The 17,588-nt window shown below is 57.9% G+C and carries 16 protein-coding genes; 15 read left to right on the forward strand and 1 reads right to left on the reverse strand.

Annotated features, from left to right (window positions below; genetic code table 11):
* Positions 1–208 precede the first annotated feature (208 nt).
* The 8 genes from AC27FC_RS04095 (at position 209) to AC27FC_RS04130 (ending at position 11,195) form a co-directional block, all read left to right on the forward strand.
* Positions 209–1,690 carry an alpha/beta hydrolase gene (locus tag AC27FC_RS04095; protein WP_196354345.1) on the forward strand — a complete coding sequence of 494 codons (1,482 nt, stop codon included), beginning with the start codon at positions 209–211 and terminating at the stop codon, positions 1,688–1,690.
* Between the two features lie 95 nt (positions 1,691–1,785).
* Complete coding sequence (locus AC27FC_RS04100) at positions 1,786–2,997, forward strand: diguanylate phosphodiesterase (protein WP_112778276.1); 1,212 nt, start codon at positions 1,786–1,788, stop codon at positions 2,995–2,997.
* Positions 2,998–3,085: 88 nt separating this feature from the next.
* Complete coding sequence (locus AC27FC_RS04105) at positions 3,086–3,976, forward strand: aminoimidazole riboside kinase (protein WP_196354347.1); 891 nt, start codon at positions 3,086–3,088, stop codon at positions 3,974–3,976.
* A 173-nt stretch (positions 3,977–4,149) separates the two neighbouring features.
* Entirely contained in the window at positions 4,150–5,667 is a 1,518-nt protein-coding gene (locus AC27FC_RS04110) for a carbohydrate porin (protein ID WP_094935020.1), read from the forward strand.
* A 66-nt stretch (positions 5,668–5,733) separates the two neighbouring features.
* Complete coding sequence (locus AC27FC_RS04115) at positions 5,734–7,104, forward strand: sucrose-specific PTS transporter subunit IIBC (protein WP_048974816.1); 1,371 nt, start codon at positions 5,734–5,736, stop codon at positions 7,102–7,104.
* Positions 7,104–8,510 (forward strand): sucrose-6-phosphate hydrolase, encoded by a 1,407-nt coding sequence (locus tag AC27FC_RS04120; protein ID WP_487159840.1) that lies wholly within the window; start codon positions 7,104–7,106, stop codon positions 8,508–8,510. Before AC27FC_RS04115 ends, AC27FC_RS04120 begins: the two co-directional genes overlap by 1 nt.
* 28 nt (positions 8,511–8,538) lie before the next feature.
* Positions 8,539–9,555, forward strand: a complete 1,017-nt coding sequence (locus AC27FC_RS04125; RefSeq protein WP_029741322.1) for a LacI family DNA-binding transcriptional regulator — start codon at positions 8,539–8,541, stop codon at positions 9,553–9,555.
* 89 nt (positions 9,556–9,644) lie between these two features.
* A complete protein-coding gene (locus tag AC27FC_RS04130) occupies positions 9,645–11,195 on the forward strand; it encodes a methyl-accepting chemotaxis protein (protein WP_143346977.1) in 1,551 nt (516 codons plus the stop codon).
* A 276-nt stretch (positions 11,196–11,471) separates the two neighbouring features.
* Here the strand turns inward: AC27FC_RS04130 and AC27FC_RS04135 are convergent, their stop codons facing one another.
* On the reverse strand, positions 11,472–12,026 hold the full coding sequence (locus tag AC27FC_RS04135) for a hypothetical protein (RefSeq protein WP_232959966.1): 555 nt from the start codon (positions 12,024–12,026) through the stop codon (positions 11,472–11,474).
* Between the two features lie 225 nt (positions 12,027–12,251).
* Here AC27FC_RS04135 and AC27FC_RS04140 point away from each other — a divergent pair, with 225 nt between their 5' ends.
* The 7 genes from AC27FC_RS04140 (at position 12,252) to dsbG (ending at position 17,583) form a co-directional block, all read left to right on the forward strand.
* Complete coding sequence (locus AC27FC_RS04140) at positions 12,252–12,491, forward strand: hypothetical protein (RefSeq protein ID WP_094935024.1); 240 nt, start codon at positions 12,252–12,254, stop codon at positions 12,489–12,491.
* 156 nt (positions 12,492–12,647) lie between these two features.
* Complete coding sequence (locus tag AC27FC_RS04145) at positions 12,648–13,067, forward strand: hypothetical protein (protein WP_029741320.1); 420 nt, start codon at positions 12,648–12,650, stop codon at positions 13,065–13,067.
* A gap of 5 nt (positions 13,068–13,072) precedes the next feature.
* Positions 13,073–13,633, forward strand: a complete 561-nt coding sequence (locus tag AC27FC_RS04150) for an RNA polymerase sigma factor (protein ID WP_196354797.1) — start codon at positions 13,073–13,075, stop codon at positions 13,631–13,633.
* Between the two features lie 87 nt (positions 13,634–13,720).
* A complete protein-coding gene (locus AC27FC_RS04155) occupies positions 13,721–14,092 on the forward strand; it encodes a hypothetical protein (protein WP_087822620.1) in 372 nt (123 codons plus the stop codon).
* Positions 14,093–14,139: 47 nt separating this feature from the next.
* Positions 14,140–16,164 carry a protein-disulfide reductase DsbD family protein gene (locus AC27FC_RS04160; protein ID WP_196354350.1) on the forward strand — a complete coding sequence of 675 codons (2,025 nt, stop codon included), beginning with the start codon at positions 14,140–14,142 and terminating at the stop codon, positions 16,162–16,164.
* A gap of 7 nt (positions 16,165–16,171) precedes the next feature.
* The gene (locus AC27FC_RS04165) at positions 16,172–16,783 is read left to right on the forward strand and encodes a DsbA family protein (protein WP_196354352.1); all 612 of its coding nucleotides are present in this window, start codon (positions 16,172–16,174) and stop codon (positions 16,781–16,783) included.
* Positions 16,784–16,824: 41 nt separating this feature from the next.
* On the forward strand, positions 16,825–17,583 hold the full coding sequence (dsbG, locus tag AC27FC_RS04170) for a thiol:disulfide interchange protein DsbG (protein WP_196354353.1): 759 nt from the start codon (positions 16,825–16,827) through the stop codon (positions 17,581–17,583).
* Positions 17,584–17,588 lie beyond the last annotated feature (5 nt).

The raw sequence follows: 17,588 nt of genomic DNA on the forward strand, positions 1-17,588 counted from the left end.
CATGACGCGTGCCATGTTCACAGGGCGGGTGAAACCCGCTGTGCAGTAGACTTCATGCAATATTTGTTTAACCAATGATCAACATTTGTGCAGCGTAGTTCACTTTTGGTGCACTGTCTGACGCGGCAGGTATGAATTTGGTGAATACGTCAGTCCGTTCACATTTTTGATAAGATAGATGTACTGTGAATATAAAAGGGATCCCGGCATGGTAAATCTGCCCTGGCGAGTCAGCGTGCGCCTGATGGCGCTTGCAAAGAAAATAGGGATGGTCGTCGGGATCGTACTGATCGTCCTGCTGGCGGTGCGGGCGTATCTCTCGCAGCAGGGACCGGAACTGCACCTGTGGCATACCTGGCGGGCCGATGAGATGTCCGTGCGCGAGATGGATAACGCCGATTTTGCCGGGTATATCGCCCGGGAAAACGCCATTTTCGCCGATCTTGATAATGCGGTGACGGCGAAAACAGAGGGCGAGGAACGCACGCCGTTAAACCGCTATTATCGCCAGAGCCTGGTATGGCCGGGACAGTTTACGCCCGATGCCAACCGCTCCTTTGTGCTGATGCCTGCCGGAAAGCCGCGCGGCGCGGTAGTGCTGCTGCACGGTCTGACGGACTCGCCCTACAGCGTCCGGCGGCTTGCGGTGAACTATCAACAGCACGGCTTTGTGGCCGTGGTCCCGCGCCTGCCCGGGCACGGCACCGCGCCCGGCGCGCTGACGGACGTTGACTGGGAGATGTGGCTCGCGGCGACGCGTCTTGCGGTGCGGGAAGCCACGCGTCTGGCGGGCGAGGCTGCGCCTTTGCATCTGGTGGGTTACTCCAACGGCGGGGCGCTGGCGATGAAATATGCCCTCGATGCGCTGGACGCGCCTGCGCTGCGTAAACCGCAGCAGGTGATACTGCTCTCACCGATGATCGGCGTGACGGCCTTTGCGCGCTTTGCCGGTTTCGCCGGGTTACCGGCGCTGCTGCCGGCGTTTGCCAAAGCGGCGTGGCTGAATATCTCTCCGGAATATAACCCGTACAAATATAACTCGTTCCCGGTGAACGCCGCCCGCCAGTCATGGCTTTTGACGAAGGCCCTGCAGGAGCAAATCGGCCGCGAGGCGCGGGAGAACAGGCTGGCAAATTTGCCGCCGATCCTGGCGTTCCAGTCGGTCATGGATTCCACGGTCAGCACCCGCGCGGTGGTGACCGGCCTGTTTGACCAGCTTTCGGCAAACGGCAGCGAGCTGGTGGTGTTTGACATCAACCAGGCGGCGAGCTTCCGCCCGCTGTTCAAACCGTCGTCGTGGACGGCAACCTCGGCGCTGCTGCAGGTTGCGAAGAGGCGTTACGGTGTCACCATTATTACCAATGCGGACGCACACAGCTTCTCGACGGTGGCGAAAATCACTCCGGCAGGCAGCACCCGGGAGACGGTCGTGCCGCTTGCGCAGTCCTGGCCGCAGGATGTCTATTCCCTGTCGCACGTTGCGGTGCCGTTCCCGCCGGATGACGATCTCTATGGCCGTGAGCCTCGGGTGAAAAACCGCTACGGTATCAGCCTGGGGACGATTGCGCTCTGGGGCGAAACCTCCGTGTTGAGCGTCGGGAAAGAGGCGCTTATGCGGGTCACCTCGAATCCGTTTTACGACTACATGCAGGGGCGGATAGACAGCCGAATTGGCAGCGGGGAAAAGTAACGTTCCCCTGCGGTGTGAATATGTTAGGTCGCATTGATTAAGTATGTTAAATAGTAGCTTCAAGGCACCTCTCTTTCTCATCGGAACCCATTTTTGTGCTGACGACTCTGATTTACCGAAGCCAGTTGAATTTATCCCGCCCCTCCACCGAGCTGCGGGAACTGGTGGAGCGCGCCCGGATCCGCAATGCCAGTCTGAATATCACCGGGGTTCTGCTCGCAAAAGGCAGCGACGTGCTGCAAATACTCGAAGGGTCGGAAGAGAGCGTGCTTAAGCTGTTCCATAAAATCCGTGACGACAAGCGGCACAGTGGAGTGGTAGAGCTGATGCGGGACTATGGCCCGCGCAGGCGCTTTGAAAACGTCGGTATGCTGCTGTTCGATCTGCAGACGCAGTCACCGAAAGAGGTGCTGCAGTCGGTTCTGAATTACAGCAAGCTGGACAGCTATCTCACATCCGATGACCGGGTGTTCAAATTTATCCAGACGTTTATCACGGGTAAACGTCCGGCCCTGTCGGGTGCACGCTACGTACCTGAAAAATGGACGCTTTCACCCGAGGTGTTGCCCTTTGGCGAACACCTGGGGCTGATGGCCAACCAAACCTGTCAGTTTGCGCTCCAGCCCATTGTTGAGCCCTCGGAAGGGAAGATCAGTTCGCTTGAAGCCCTTATTCGCGGCAACGAAGGCGGCAGCCCGGAGCATTTCTTCAGCGCCCTCGACCCGGACAAAATCTACGAAGTCGATCTCCAGACGAAAGCGTATGCCTTTGCTCTCGCGGAAAAGCTGGGCATTGGCAGCCATAAGATTGCGGTAAACCTGCTGCCGATGTCGCTGGTGAATGTCCCCAACGCCGTGGAATTTCTGGTCAGCGAGATAAAAAAACATGGCCTTCAGCCGGAGCAGGTAGTCATTGAAGTGACGGAAAACGAGATGATCTCCGGCTTCAACCAGTTTAATAGCGCCATCAAGCAGCTTCGCGGTGAGGGGATTGGCCTGGCGATCGATGATTTCGGTTCCGGCTATGCTGGTCTTTCGCTGCTGACCCGCTTCCAGCCGGATAAAATTAAGATTGACCGGGAGATAGTCAGCGATATCCACCTCAGCGGCCCGAAGCAGGCGATTGTGCGCTCCATCGTCAGCTGTTGCTCCGATCTCGAAATTACCCTGGTGGCCGAAGGAATCGAGAAGATAGAGGAGTGGTGCTGGCTCGAGTCTGCCGGGATCCGCCGCTTCCAGGGCTTTCTGTTTGCCCGCCCGCAGCTTAATGGCGTCGGTGATATTTACTGGCCGCATCTGGTGCGTTAGCCAATTTTCCTCCCGCGTTATTTCCCCTTCGCCCTGCCTGTGCTTAAATAGCTAAAACGGTTTAACATGGTTTAGCTACGAGGATCACATGAAAAAAATCTGGGTACTTGGCGATGCGGTGGTGGATTTGCTGCCCGATGGAGAAGGCAGATTGCTGCAGTGTCCCGGCGGCGCACCGGCAAACGTTGCGGTCGGTATTGCCCGGCTGGGCGGCCAGAGCGCCTTTATCGGCAGGGTTGGCGACGATCCCTTCGGGCGCTTTATGGCGAAAACTCTCGCTGACGAAAAGGTTGACGTGAAGTCTATGCGCCTTGATCCGGCGCACCGCACCTCAACGGTGGTGGTCGATCTGGATGACCAGGGCGAACGCTCGTTTACCTTTATGGTGCGCCCGAGCGCCGATCTGTTTCTCGAATCCGCCGATCTGCCGACGTTCAGCGCCGGGGAGTGGCTGCACGTCTGTTCCATCGCATTAAGCGCAGAGCCGAGCCGTTCTGCGACGTTTGAGGCGATGGCCACCATCCGCGATGCGGGCGGTTACGTCAGCTTCGACCCCAATATTCGCCCGGATCTCTGGCCGGATGAGAACGCGCTGCGTCGCTGCCTGGAACAGGCCCTGCAGAGCGCCGACGTGGTGAAACTCTCCGTCGAAGAGCTGGCGTTTTTAACCGGAAATGTCGAGGTAAACGTCGGTCTGGACGCGCTGATGGCGCGCTGTCCGGCGCGTCTGGTGCTGGTCACCCAGGGAAAAGAGGGGGTGATCGCCTGGCATGATGGCACCGTGAAGCACTATCCGGCAACGCCCGTCGAGTGTGTCGATACCACCGGCGCGGGCGATGCCTTCGTCGCCGGACTGCTCTTCGGACTGGCCGCCGGGCAGGACCTGACGCCGGTCATCGCCTTAGCCCAGCGCTGCGGCGCATTAGCCACCACGGCCAAAGGGGCAATGACCGCATTGCCGTGGCAGCACGATTTGTAATTCCTTCCTTCACTGGCCGCCATCCGGCGGCCTGAATTGTCGCCTCGATCACACTTACTAAAACGGTTTAGCAAAAAAGATTGCCGATCCAAAATTCAGAGGTTTAGTATCAGCAACCTAAACCGGTTTAGCAATTTAGCACGTTTAATGACTTCTTTTAGGGATGCGACAAAATGTATAAAAAACGCAGACTTGCCGTGATGATAGGCATGCTGGCCGGAAGTACCTCTGTTTTTGCCCAGTCGGATATGACAAGTATCGAAGCGCGTCTTGCCGCGATGGAGCAGCGCCTCCAGGCTGCGGAAACGCGTGCGCAGGTGGCTGAGAAACGCGCCACGGATGCGGAACAAAAAACGCAGCAGCTGGTGGCCGCGCAGCAGCAGACGCAAACGACAGCCCAGGCGGTGGCGCAGCGCACCACCGCACTGGAGAAGAAGGCGGATCAAAGCAGCGGATTTGAGTTCCACGGCTACGCCCGTTCGGGTCTGCTGATGAACGATGCGGCCTCCAGCAGCAAAAGCGGTCCTTATCTGACCCCGGCCGGAGAAACCGGCGGCGCGGTAGGGCGTCTGGGTAACGAAGCCGACACCTACGTCGAGCTGAACCTGGAGCACAAGCAAACTCTGGATAATGGCGCCACCACGCGCTTTAAAGCGATGCTGGCCGACGGTCAGCGGACCTATAACGACTGGTCAGCCGATACCAGCGATCTTAATATTCGCCAGGCCTTCGCGGAGCTGGGCAACCTGCCTGATTTTACCGGCGCGCTGAAGGGCAGCACCTTCTGGGCGGGTAAACGCTTCGACCGCGACAACTTTGATATTCACTGGCTGGACTCCGACGTGGTGTTCCTGGCCGGTACCGGCGGCGGCGTCTACGACGTGAAATGGAACGAGTCGCTGCGCAGCAACTTCTCCATCTACGGCCGCAACTTCGGCAGCGTGGAGCAGACCGACAATAACGTTCAGAACTATATCCTCAGCATGAACCACTTCGCCGGACCGTTCCAGCTGATGGTGAGCGGCCTGCGGGCGAAGGATAACGACGACCGTAAAGACACCAACGGCGATCTCATCAAAACCGACGCCGCCAATACCGGCGTTCATGCACTGGTCGGGTTGCACAACGAGAGCTTCTACGGCCTGCGGGAAGGGACAGCCAAAACGGCGCTGCTGTACGGTCACGGGCTGGGTGCGGAAGTGAAAAGCATCGGTTCCGACGGCGCGCTGCTGTCTGAGGCGGATACCTGGCGCTTCGCAAGTTACGGTGTCACGCCAGTCGGCGGCGGCTGGAGCGTTGCGCCCGCCGTACTGGCGCAGAGCAGTAAAGATCGCTACGTCAGGGGCGATAGCTATGAGTGGGTGACGCTTAACACCCGCCTGATTAAAGAAGTGACGCAGAACTTCGCCCTGGCGTTTGAGGGAAGCTATCAGTACATGGATTTAAATCCGGAAGGCTATAAGGACCGCAACGCCGTCAACGGCAGTTTCTACAAGCTGACCTTTGCGCCGACGTTAAAAGCGAGCAAAATCGGCGATTTCTTCAGCCGTCCGGAGCTGCGCCTGTTTGCCACCTGGATGGACTGGAGCAGCAAACTGGATCATTACGCCAGCGATGATGCCTTTGGCAGCAGCGGCTTCAACGCCGGCGGGGAATGGAACTTTGGGGTCCAGATGGAAACCTGGTTTTAACCCATCACGCTCCCGCCCGGCGGGAGCGTTTCGCACATCATAAAAAGAAGTCAGGCAGAGGTATCTATGGATTTTAATCAAATCGCCCGCGAGCTTATTCCGCTGCTCGGTGGCAAGGAAAATATCGCCAGCGCGGCGCACTGCGCAACGCGTCTTCGTCTGGTGCTGGTTGATGACGCGCTTGCCGATCAGCAGGCGATCGGCAAGGTCGACGGCGTAAAAGGCTGTTTTCGTAACGCCGGACAGATGCAGGTGATTTTTGGCACGGGCGTGGTCAACAAGGTCTACGCCGCGTTTATTCAGGCGGCGGGGATTAGCGAATCCAGCAAGTCTGAGGCCGCGGACCTGGCGGCGCGCAAGCTGAACCCGTTCCAGCGCATTGCCCGTCTGCTCTCAAATATCTTTGTGCCGATCATTCCCGCGATTGTGGCATCCGGCCTGCTGATGGGCCTGCTCGGCATGGTGAAAACCTACGGCTGGGTCAATGCGGATAACGCCATCTACATCATGCTGGACATGTGCAGCTCCGCGGCGTTTATCATTCTGCCTATTCTGATCGGCTTTACCGCCGCGCGGGAATTTGGCGGTAACCCGTATCTCGGCGCGACGCTGGGCGGCATTCTGACCCACCCGGCGCTGACCAACGCCTGGGGCGTGGCGTCCGGCTTCCACACCATGAACTTCTTCGGCCTTGAGATTGCGATGATTGGCTATCAGGGCACGGTGTTCCCGGTGCTGCTGGCCGTCTGGTTTATGAGCATCGTGGAGAAAAACCTGCGCCGCGCTATCCCGGACGCGTTAGACCTGATCCTGACGCCGTTCCTCACCGTCGTTATCTCCGGCTTTATCGCCTTGCTGATTATCGGCCCGGCGGGGCGCGCGCTGGGCGACGGCATCTCCTTTATCCTGAGCACGTTAATTGAACACGCGGGCTGGCTGGCCGGGCTGCTGTTCGGCGGGCTTTACTCGGTGATTGTGATCACCGGTATTCACCACAGCTTCCACGCGATTGAAGCCGGGCTGCTGGGCAACCCGTCGATTGGCGTGAACTTCCTGCTGCCGATCTGGGCCATGGCGAACGTGGCGCAGGGCGGCGCCTGTCTGGCGGTGTGGTTCAAAACCAAAGATGCCAAAATCAAAGCCATTACCTTACCGTCGGCGTTCTCTGCGATGCTGGGCATCACCGAAGCGGCCATTTTTGGTATCAACCTGCGCTTTGTTAAGCCGTTTATCGCCGCGCTGATTGGCGGCGCGGTGGGCGGGGCCTGGGTAGTCTCAGTCCATGTGTACATGACCGCCGTTGGTTTGACCGCTATTCCGGGCATGGCCATCGTGCAGGCCAGCTCGCTGCTCAACTATATTATCGGTATGGTGATTGCCTTCGGCGTGGCGTTTACCGTCTCACTGCTGCTGAAATATAAAACGGACTCTGAATAATGACGTTACCTTCCCGCTGGCCTGCGATCCTGCAGGCCGTTATGAAAGGTCAGCCGCGGGCGCTTGCGGATAGCCACTATCCGCAGTGGCACCCCGCGCCGGTGACGGGGCTGATGAACGATCCCAACGGGTTTATCTGGTTTGCCGGCCGCTACCACCTGTTCTATCAGTGGAACCCGCTGGACTGCGAGCATCGGTTTAAATGCTGGGGGCACTGGAGCTCTGCGGACCTGGTGCACTGGCAGCACGAGCCGCTGGCGCTGATGCCGGATGAAGAGTATGACCGCAACGGCTGCTACTCCGGTAGCGCCGTGGATAACGATGGCGTTTTAACACTGTGCTATACCGGCAACGTCAAGTTCGATGACGGCAGCCGCACCGCCTGGCAGTGCCTCGCAGTGGAACAGCCGGACGGGACCTTTACGAAGCTGGGGCCGGTGCTGGCGCTGCCGGAAGGCTATACCGGCCACGTGCGCGACCCGAAGGTGTGGCAGCACGACGGGATGTGGTACATGGTGCTCGGCGCGCAGGATCTGCAAAAGCGCGGCAAGGTGCTGCTGTTTAAGTCAGCCGATTTGCACGCCTGGGCGTCCTGCGGTGAGATCGCCGGTCACGGGGTTAACGGCCTGACGGACGCGGGTTATATGTGGGAGTGTCCGGACCTGTTCGCGCTCGACGGAACGCACATCTTAATCAGCTGTCCGCAGGGGCTGGCGCGCGAGCCGCATCGCTATCTCAACACCTATCCGGCGACCTGGATGAGCGGGGCGTTTGACTATGCAAACGCCGCGTTCGATCACGGCGACCTGCACGAGCTGGACGCGGGCTTTGAGTTTTACGCTCCGCAAACGACGCTGGCGGAAGACGGCCGACGCATTCTGATCGGCTGGATGGGCGTACCGGACGGGGAAGAGATGCTTCAGCCAACCCGGGCGCACGGCTGGATGCATCAGATGACCTGCCCGCGCGAATTACGCTATCGCGACGGCAGGCTCTGGCAGACCCCGGCGCGCGAGCTGGCGGCGCTGCGTGAAGATGAGCAGCGCTGGCAGGGGCGCGCCAGCGAGGCGCCGGACCTGGACGCGACGTGCCTGGAGTTTGAGCTGAGCACATCGCAGGTGAATGTCGATTTTGGCGGCGCGCTGCGCCTTACGGTCGATGAGCGGGGCATACGTCTTGAACGCGCGAGCCTGAAAACCGGTGAAACGCTGACCCGCTACTGGCGGGGCGACGTCAGCCATTTGCGTATTCTCTGCGACCGCTCCAGCGTTGAAATTTTCATCAATCACGGTGAAGGGGTGATGAGCAGCCGCTATTTTCCTGACCATCCGGCCCGGGTGCGATTCGAAGGTGCGTCCGATATCACATTACGCTACTGGTCGATGCGCGCCTGCATGATAGAATGAGGGTTTTGGCAGCCGGATCTAAGTCGTTGTGAGAAAAACAAAACGCGTCACCATTAAAGACATCGCGGAGCTGGCGGGTGTGTCAAAAGCCACCGCCAGCCTGGTCCTGAACGGGCGCAGCAAAGAGCTTCGCGTGGCGGAAGAGACGCGCGAGCGCGTGCTGGCGATTGCAAAAGAGCACCACTATCAGCCCAGCATTCACGCCCGGTCGCTGCGCGATAACCGCAGCCACACCGTTGGTCTGGTAGTTCCGGAGATCACCAACTACGGTTTTGCCGTGTTTTCTCACGAGCTGGAAACGCTGTGCCGCGAGGCGGGCGTTCAGCTGCTGATCTCCTGCAGCGATGAAAACCCGGGCCAGGAGACGGTGGTGGTGAACAACATGGTGGCACGTCAGGTGGATGGGCTGATTGTGGCCTCCAGCATGCTTAACGATGCGGACTACCACAAGCTGAGCGAGCAGCTGCCCGTTGTCCTGTTTGACCGCCACATCAACGACAGCGCGCTGCCGCTGGTGATCACCGATTCCATTACTCCAACGGCGGAACTGGTGGCCGACATTGCGCGCCAGCACCCTGATGAATTCTACTTCCTCGGCGGCCAGCCGCGCCTTTCTCCGACGCGCGACCGCCTGGAAGGGTTTAAGCAAGGTCTGCGAGAGGCGGGCGTGGAGCTGCGCCCCGAGTGGATCATTCACGGCAACTATCACCCGAGCTCCGGTTACGAGATGTTTGCTGAACTCTGCGCCCGTCTGGGGCGTCCGCCGAAAGCGCTGTTCGCCGCCGCCTGCGGGCTGCTGGAAGGGGTGCTGCGCTATATGGGCCAGCACAACCTGTTGCAAAGTGATATCAGGTTAGCCAGTTTTGACGATCATTATCTCTACGATTCGCTGACAATCCCGGTGGATACCATTCGTCAGGATAACCGCCAGCTGGCGTGGCATTGCTTTGATTTGATTAGCAAATTGATCGAAGGGGAGACGCCGCAGCCGTTGCAGCGCAAGCTCAATGCCACCCTGCAGCGACGCTATAAGCCAGCGAAATAGCCCGGTTCGATACTTCAATAACTTTAATTAATTTAAGTTTTGGAATGGCCGATAACCATAAGGAATAATTTTCCTTGAGGTATTGGTTTATGTCGTTGAAAAAGTCGTCCCTGATCGTCCTGTTCTCGCTGCTTTTCTTCTTTGTTGTCAGCACTGTCACCAGCGTTGGCCTCATCATTAAAAGTAATAATTCCCTGGATAACGTCAACAAAGAGATCCAGGTTGTGCTGTCCATTATTGACCCCATCAACCATAGCCGTACGCTGCGCGTGCGGGTGATGGAGTATGTGAAGATGGTGGAAGCGGGCAACTCGGCAGACGGAGCTGCAAAGCTAACCGCCGTGAAGGAGGCGCTGACCAAAGCGGACCACGCCTTTGCGGCCTTTATGGCTTCGCCGCGTCTGACGGATGAAGCGCCGCTGGTGACTGCCTATCAGGATGCCTGGCAAAACTACCGCAACCAGGGGCTGGCGCCGCTGATCGATGCCGCCGAGGCGCACGATGTCGCCAAATTTAACGCCCTGATCCCGGAAGTCTCCCGCCTCGACCGCCAGTACGAGATCGTTCTCGACCAGGTCCTTTCCGTCCACCAGAAATACGCCAAAAGCCTGAACGAGAATGCGAGCAGTAACTTCGTCTCAGGCCTGGCGATCATTGCCGCTATTGCCAGCCTGTTTGTGGTGGTGATTGTCGCCGTCAGCCTGCTGATGAAGCGCTTTGTTTTTGCGCCGGTCAACCTGGCGCGCGAGCACTGCAGCCAGATTGCGGCGGGCAAGCTGGACGTTCCGGTGCCGGTCAAGGGGAGCGCACATAACGAAATCGATCATCTTATGAGCTCAATGGAGCAGATGCGTCAGGCGCTGCTGGCGACCATCGCCCAGGTGCGCGATGCGAGCCATACCGTAACGCATGCGGCGCAGGAGATTGCCTCCGGAAATATCGACCTGGCGTCACGTACCGAGCAGCAGGCTTCCGCGTTGACCCAGACGGCAGCGAGCATGGAAGAGCTGAGCGCGACGGTGGCGAACAATACCGACAACGTTTACCAGGCAGGGAAACTGGTGCAGGACGCGGTGAAAAATGCCCACACAGGTGAAGCGGTGACCCGTGAAGTCATCGACACGATGAACACCATCGCGGCGAACTCGAAGCGCATCGAGGACATTACCAGCGTGATTAACAGCATCGCCTTCCAGACCAACATCCTGGCGCTGAACGCGGCGGTAGAAGCGGCGCGCGCGGGAACGCAGGGCCGCGGCTTTGCGGTCGTGGCCAGCGAAGTGCGCACCCTGGCGCAGAAAAGCGCGGTGGCGGCTAAGGACATCGAGAACCTGATTGCGCAGTCGGTCTCGAGCGTGAAAAACGGCGCGGAGCTGGTCAGCCGCTCGGGCGAGGTGATTGACTCGATTATTTCGTCGGTGAATAAAGTGAATACGCTGATGGAGCAGATCTCCGTCGCCTCCGAAGAGCAGAGCCGCGGGATCAGCCAGGTCGGCCAGGCGGTGACCGAGATGGATGGCGTGACCCAGCAGAACGCCGCGCTGGTGCAGCAGTCCGCTGCGGCAGCGGCCTCGCTGGAAGAGCAGGCGCAGCAGCTTTCGCGGAGTATTTCGAGTTTTAGTTTGCCGGTGCAGGCTTGATTGTATGAGGGGGGCTCCGCAGGGAGCCTTTTATCTACTTAATGTGCGAAACTTTCCAAGTTGCTTTCCCATGAGGTCAGCCTGTAGACCTAATAGGACTGTTTTAATACCATTTATTATATTTCACATAAATAAAATAAATAGCAATCACCCAAACGACGCTGAGTAAAGCAGCATAGTCCGGTATAAACCGGATAAAAAAATATATCCCAAGTACAATAAGTAACGCTGGCACCAGGTAAAAAAACGACTTCAAAAGCCATAAGATTGCTTGCTTCATTTTCGCAGTATCTCGTACAAAGCGTCACCTATCACTTGCTCGTTATTATCTCCGGAGTTTACCTGGTAGATAATTTCAGACATTTGCGGCTCGATTAAGAAATATAACATCTCAATATTTTCTTTATAAAGTGCCTGGTAGTACTGAGGATCCTGGAATTTGAGTCGATTAGCCGCAGATGCCGCTACCTGAGCCTTTGAGTAAAGTGTTGCACCATTAACGAACCAAGTCGAGAATGAGTTCACAAGCCTGATATGATTTTGCTTAAAATCCCTGCTGTTGATGATCAGATTCGCAAGGGTAAAGGAGAGGGCTAACTTGCTGGCTTTAGCAGAGGCATGCTCGGCAGCTTTACCCAATAAGTTATGGATATTAGTAATCAGGTCTTTACTCTTTTGTTCGCCCAGCCTATTAAGAGTTTTCCTAAAATAAATTTCAACCATGTCCAAAGTGACATCTTTTCTGTTGTAAATTTCACCTAAGGCAAGGACTAAGCGTTTATCTTCGCGCCACGTATCACGGCAAGCGTTACGATAATACTCGTCTGGCATCAGGCATGCACCGTAGCTAACCAGGCGCTGCGTTCCCTATTTCACCTTTTCCAGAGTTGCCATATGGTCTTCATGCATGTCTCGAAGCGAGTTTGTTAGTGCAATAGCTAACCGTTTATTCGACTGCATTTTTAGTTGCAAATAGTTTTGTGCCATTTTATATAACCTTGCAGTATCATTATCTTATTATCATTGATCATGTTTGAGAAAGGGGCAACATCGAAAATGGGAAAGCGCAAGAGTGCTTTGGTTTATGTCCTGACCATCATTATATTTTTGCTTATTATTCCTGAGATCATTTTGCGTGTATGCACGTCCGAGCAACTTGGCCGTATCAGCGACTTCACCAGTTTAGGTGGCTTGTTAAATCCACTATTATCCTTGCTCATCTTCCTGGCACTGGTGTCAATCATACTGGCCGTTATTGCTATCGCACTGGCTAAGCGAATTCTTCGTACGAGATGATTTGCCTGCAAGCGACTCATAGCGCCCGCCAGCCGTTATCGCTATGAGTCCAAAATCGTCAGCCCAAAAATTTTTATTCCCCCAGCAATATTTCCCTCCCTCATCCGTCTACCTCATCACAAGCCATAATCAGTTACTGTAAACGAGGTAAACACCATGAGAGATTTTGATATGCACGACAGAGGTCACGGGCGCGGATTCGGTCGCCACCGTATGGGTAAGGGCTTAGTCATCGGCGCGGTGATTTTCATCGTGCTCGGCCTGGTGGTGATGACCCTGTGGAACGCCTTGCTCCCGGCCATTCTCGGCGTGAAGGCCATTGGCTTCTGGCAGGCGCTGGGCATTCTGGTGCTGAGCCGCATTCTGTTTGGCGGGCTGGGTTTCCGCCCGGGGATGTTTGGTGCGCACCGCCGGATGCACGAGCGCTGGATGAACATGACGCCCGAACAGCGCGAGGCGTTTATTCAGCAGCGTCGCGAAGGGTTCGGTCGCCACGGTCGCGGCCACTGCGGCTGGCACGGTCATCGTGACGATAAGCGCGACGACGCCACGCCAAAAGCGCCGGAAGCAGAGTGAGCGAAATGAAAGCCGGGGAGGCGGGCGGATCCATGCTAATGTCGGCGCTAAATGCCTGCCGCGCCCGGCTGACAGCCTTCATTCGCGGACGGACGTCCGTCCGCGATGATGCCGACGACATTTTGCAGGAAGTCACCTATCAGCTGATGAAAGTGGAGCAGCCGGTCGAAAACGTCGCCGCCTGGCTGTTCCGCGCGGCGCGTAACGAGATGACCGACCGGGCGCGTAAAAAGCGCGAGGTGTCACTCTCCGGCTATTTTACGGGCGAAGACGAGGAGGGGTTCCCGGACGACGAGCTGGCCGAAACCCTGTTCGGCGTGCCGCACACGCCGGAAGAGGAGTACCTCAAAACGCTGCTGTGGGAAGAGCTGGGGCAGGCGCTGTCTGAACTGCCACCGCCGCAGAGGGAGGTGTTTGAAAAGACCGAACTCCACGGCTACAGCATTAAAATGCTGGCAGAGGAGACCGGCGCCAGCGAACAGGCTTTGTTATCCCGCAAGCACAAGGCGGTGCTGTTTCTGCGCACGCGGCTGCGGGACGTCTACGACGCGCTGACGGGCGAATAGCGGCGACAGACAAAACCTTACACTTCCGGCACTTGTAGATTCATCACTATCGTTTATGATCGGGGCGTCTTGTTACTCTGGAACGTTATGCGCAACCGTCAGCTCCTCGGAAAATGGCTTTTGATCGTCACCTGTCTCGCGATGGCGCTTTGCCTCGTGCAGCGTGCGGTGATGCTCAACCATTTTTTACAGGGACTGGATCCGCAGATTTCTCTAAGTGCAGATGCCCCGGCTCAAAGCAGCAACACTGAACAGCCCGGCCCGTCGCCCTGTCAGCTGGGCGCACACTCGCTGCTTTGTGCGCAGCCGCTGTTCTTCGACGGCGCGCTACCGGCCATTATCATCTTCTTCGCGCTGCTGCAGCTGCTTACGCAGGGGCGGGTATTGGCTCCCGCGGAACAGCCCGTTCAGGCGCCGCCTCCCCGAATACACCTTAAAAACTGCGTTTTCCGTGAATGAAAATCATCGTCCTCTCACGATAATTTTCACTGTTCACGGAGTAAAACATGGTTAACCTCTTCAGGGGATTCGTCTTCCTGTGGCTGTCCTGCATCGGCATTGTCCATGCGGCGGACACAGGCTGGCTGGTTTCCCCACAAAACGATCACGCCCGCATCCGCTTTCAGGCGGAGAGGGAGCAAACGCACGTTAAAGGCCTGCTCACCGTTGAGCTGAAGCCCGGCTGGAAAACCTACTGGCGATCGCCGGGCGAGGGCGGCGTCGCGCCAAAAATCAGCTGGCCGGAGGGCGTAACGGATAGCTGGTCCTGGCCGGTCCCGTCGCGCTTCGATATCTCCGGCATGACGACGCAGGGCTATCACGATAAGGTCACGATCCCGATTACGCTCGACGGAGTGAAGGGCGACACGCTCGACGGGACGCTCACGCTTTCCACGTGCAGTAACGTCTGTCTGCTGACGGACTACCCTTTGCACCTCGATTTTACCCAGCCGGTAGATGAGGGCTTCAGCAGCGAGTTCGAGCAGGCGATGCGCGTCGTGCCCGGTACGTCAGGCGTATCCAGGGATCTCTCCGCGTGGCTCGCTGGCGACAAGCTGGTGATTACCGGCACATCGGACGGGAAGTGGGATAAGCCGGGGATCTACTTTGACCCGCTGGAAGGTGACATTCTTCCCGGCGAGCCGGTCATCAAACACGACGGCAATACCCTTCGGGTGACGGTACCCGTGACCGACGAATGGGGAGACAAGCCCGCCTCGCTGGAAGGCAAGAGGCTGTCGTTTGTGCTGACCAATGGCGGTCACGCGCAGCAAACCACCATGACCGTTGGCGCGACGCCTGCTGCACCTTCTGCGCCTGAAGGGACGGGCAAAATGGTGCTCTTTGCGCTGCTGGGCGGGCTGATCCTCAACCTGATGCCCTGCGTGCTGCCGGTCATGGGCATGAAGCTTAACAGCATCCTGCAGGCGGGTTCGGACAGGCGCGCGATCAGGCTGCGCTTCCTCGCTACCAGCACCGGGATCCTCACCTCCTTTATGCTGCTGGCGGGGATGGTGACCGCGCTGAAGCTGGCCGGGGCGTCGCTGGGGTGGGGCATTCAGTTCCAGAACCCGTGGTTTATCGGCCTGATGGTCGCCGTCACCTTCCTGTTTGCGCTAAACCTGTTTGGCGCGTTTGAGATGCTGCTGCCTTCAGCCGCCACGGGACGGCTGGCGACGGCAGGAGGATCCGGGATTGGCGGCAGCTTTTGCGAAGGGATGTTCGCCACGCTGCTGGCCACGCCGTGCTCCGCGCCGTTCCTCGGTACGGCGGTCGCCTTTGCCCTTGGCGCGCCGCTGCACTCCCTGTGGCTGATCTTCCTGATGCTCGGCGTGGGCATGAGCCTGCCGTGGCTGTTTGTTGCCCTGGTGCCGAAAACGGCCATGCTGCTGCCGAAACCCGGCCGCTGGATGAACACGCTAAAAGTCGTTCTGGGCCTGATGATGCTCGCCTCCAGCCTCTGGCTGGCAACATTACTGAGCGTGCATCTGGGCGAGGCGGTCAGCCAGATTGTGATGCTGGTGCTCATCGCCGTCGCGCTGGCGCTGTTCGCGCTGAAGGGGCAAAAATCCTCACCGCTGTTCTGGCTCGTGGTGATCGCGCTGTCGGCGTTTGGTGGGTATCAGGCGCGCGGGCTGCTTAACGCGCCGCCTGCCGCTCCGGCACAAAATGCTGCGCAGACCATCCCGTGGCAGCCGCTCAGCGAGGAGGCCATCCAGCAGGCGCTGGCGCAGGGAAAACGGGTGTTTGTGGATATCTCGGCGGACTGGTGCGTGACCTGCAAAGTTAACGAGCATCGGGTGCTGAATCAGCCGGACGTTATTGCCGCGCTGCGCCAGCCGGACGTGGTGGCCCTGCGCGGAGACTGGAGCCAGCCGTCCGCGTTTATCGCCGATTTTCTGGCGAAGCGAAACCGTTACGCCATTCCGTTTAACGCAGCGTATGGCCCCGGTCTGCCTGAGGGGGAAATCCTCTCGCCGCTGCTGGACAAGCGCACTTTGATCGCCACCCTGAATAACGCAAAAGGCTAAACGTATTATGAAAAAACTCCTTATTACGCTTCTGCTCCTGCTGGCGCCGGTTCAGGTGTTCGCTGCCCAGCCGCTAACGCTGGACCAGGAGCAGCGTGCGCAGAAGATGGTGTATGATTTTCTGTTTAACGATCCAAACTCCCCGCGCATCGGCGCGAAAAACCCAAAGCTCACCCTGGTGGTGTTTACCGACTACAACTGTCCGTACTGTAAAAAATTCGATCCGTATCTGGAGAAGATCGTCGAAAAACACCCGGACGTGGCGGTAGTCTTTAAGTTTTTACCTTTCCGCTCGGAAAGTTCGCTGACCGCCGCGCGCGATGCGTTAACGCTCTGGCGTCAGGAGCCCGGGCAGTTTATGAAGCTTAACCACACTCTGATGGCGAAGAAGGGCTACCACGATGACGCCAGCATTCAGGAGGCGCAGAAGCGGGCGGGCGTGAGCGTCGCGACGCCGGATGAGGAGAGCCTGATGACGATCAAGCACAGCCTGATCGTCGCGGAAAAAATGGGGATCCAGGGCACGCCCGCCACGCTCATCGGCGAGGGATTGCTGCCCGGCTGGGTGCCGTTTGAACAGTTCGACGAAATGGTCAGTGACGCACTGAAAAACCGCTAACCTGAAGGGGGCGGAATGCCCCCGACAAACCGGAGAGGGAAATGAAAAAATTACTGTTACTTTCAGCGCTGACGGCGTCAGGGCTGGCGCAGGCGGCTGAAGCCATACCGGACGTGGTGAAGCACTTCAGCGAGCAGCAGAACATTAAAATCATCAAGAAGCTGGATGCGCCCGGCGGCGCGCCCGCCTGGCTGGGGCAGTATCAGGACATGGGCGTGACGCTCTTTTTAACGCCGGACGGCAAGCACGTCATCTCAGGCTATCTGTACGATGACAAAGGTAAAAACCTCAGCGAGGGCTATTTCCAGAAAGAGATCTACGCCCCGATGGGACGCGAGATGTGGAAGAACCTCAACGCGGCGCATCCCCTGAAGGAAGGGGCGGATAACGCCCCGCGTAAGGTCTTTGTTTTCGCCGATCCGTTCTGTCCGTACTGCAAGCAGTTCTGGGCCGAAGCGCAGCCGTGGGTGAAGGCGGGCAAGGTGCAGCTCAACACGCTGCTGGTGGCGTTTCTCAACCCCAACAGCGGACGTAACGCCTCGGCGATTCTGAATGCGAAAGATCCGGTTTCGGCCTGGCGCGAATACGAGCTTTCAGGTGGGAAAAAATTACCCAAGCCAGAAGGGGACGCATCCCGTGAAACGGTAGCGATCCTGCAGAAGCACCAGACGCTGATGGACAGCCTGGGCGCTAACGCCACGCCGGCCATTTACTATCTGAATGCGGAAAATGAGCTGCAGCAGGTGGTCGGTATGCCGGATGCGCAGCAGCTTGAGGCGATGTTCGGGCCGAAGCCGTAAAAAAC

Source organism: Enterobacter sp. C3_dUdeg, from assembly GCF_057536195.1.